At 42.9% G+C, this 1,602-nt stretch carries 2 protein-coding genes; both read left to right on the top strand.

Features of this window, described 5'->3' with window-relative positions:
- The coding region (locus EDM53_RS03630) for an Rpn family recombination-promoting nuclease/putative transposase (RefSeq protein WP_165379620.1) at positions 1 to 495 on the top strand (495 nt) is incomplete at its 5' end.
- 202 nt (positions 496 to 697) lie between these two features.
- On the top strand, positions 698 to 1,602 hold a 905-nt coding region (locus EDM53_RS03625; protein WP_130122318.1), incomplete at its 3' end, for an Rpn family recombination-promoting nuclease/putative transposase.

Genomic DNA, 1,602 nt, shown 5'->3' with positions numbered 1-1,602 from the left:
TTGTTTGGAGACAACATAGGCTGTATTAGTTACCACACTACGAGGGAAGAGAAGACGAATGAAAGGCACTTATTTGCACTGTCGTATGTGTTTGTAGAGTTGATGAAATTTCAGAAGGAAGGAGATGAGTTGAATGGAATAGAGGATGAGTGGCTATTTTTTTTAAGTAGGTCGGAGGAAGTGAAGGAGCCGCCTATGTGTACGAAGGACGAGCACATATTAGAAGCATATAAGGAGCTAGAGAGGTTTAACTGGAGTGATGAATCATATGATGCATATGTGAGGGCGAGGTTATTGCTTGACGGACAGGAATACACCATAGACGAAGCGAGACAGGAGGGAATAGAAAAGGGAAAGGCTGAGGGGATTGCTATAGGTACAGAGAAAGGCAAGATGGAGATAGCAGTGAAGTTGCTGAAGAAAGGTATGAGCATATCAGAGGTCAGTGCTGTGACTGGTTTGCCTGAAAGTGTGATATCAGCTATTTTGCGATGAATAATCTTAACATCTATAGATGTTGATGGCTGGTCTCTCTTCAGTAAAATTGCGCAACTGTGTGTCTCCATTCGGTATGGTTCTCTCCTAAGAGCTGATAGTTTTGTGGCCAGGGAGGCATTGAAGCATAAAACATCTGGAGGAAGTATTCGGAATAGTATACAATGGGTTGTACTAAGCATGAGCACAAGAAAGTATACTGATGACAAGATACCTAGACGCAACAAACGATGTAGCATTTAAGAGAGTCTTTGGCGACAAGGAAAGACTAAAGGATTTTTTAAATGCTATACTACGTTTAGAACCTGGAGAAAAAATAGCAGAACTCGAATTTATGTCTGGAGAAGAAATACCGGACATAGGACAGGGGAAAAGAAGCTTGTTTGATTTGAAGTGCAAAGACGAGTCAGGAAAGATCTACATAGTAGAAATGGAGAACAGGCAAGAGATGCACTACATACAAAGGGCACAGTTTTACGGAGCACACACATACGTATCACAATTAAAGAAGGGAATGTTTCATAAGGACCTGTTGCCTGTGATAGTAGTGAGCATCATGAAGAACAAGAAGCTGTTTGGAGGTAACATAGGGTGCATCAGTTACCACACTACGAGGGAAGAGAAGACGAATGAAAGGCACTTATTTGCCCTGTCGTATGTCTTTATAGAACTGCCGAAGTTTAAGAAGGGAGAGGATGAGCTCAGTGGCATAGAAGACGAGTGGTTATTTTTTTTAAGTAGGTCAGAGGAAGTGAAGGAGCCGCCTATGTGTACGAAGGACGAGCACATATTAGAAGCATATAAGGAGCTAGAGAGGTTTAACTGGAGCGAGGAGTCGTACGATGCATATGTGAGGGCGAGGTTATTGCTTGATGGACAAGAATACACCATAGACGAAGCAAGACAGGAGGGAATAGAAAAGGGAAAGGCAGAGGGTATAGAAGAAGGCATTGCGATAGGTACAGAGAAAGGAATCGCCATAGGGACCGAGAAAGGCAAGGTCGAAGGTATCGCCATAGGCACCGAAAAAGGAAAGGCTGAGGGGATTGCTATAGGTACAGAGAAAGGCAAGATGGAGATAGCAGTGAAGTTGCTGAAGAAAGGTAT

Origin of the sequence: Rickettsiales endosymbiont of Peranema trichophorum (genome assembly GCF_004210275.1) — a bacterium.
GTDB lineage: Bacteria > Pseudomonadota > Alphaproteobacteria > Rickettsiales > Midichloriaceae > RICK02.
Note: the sequence above shows the minus strand (reverse complement) of the source record. Positions and strands in the feature narration are given on the sequence as shown.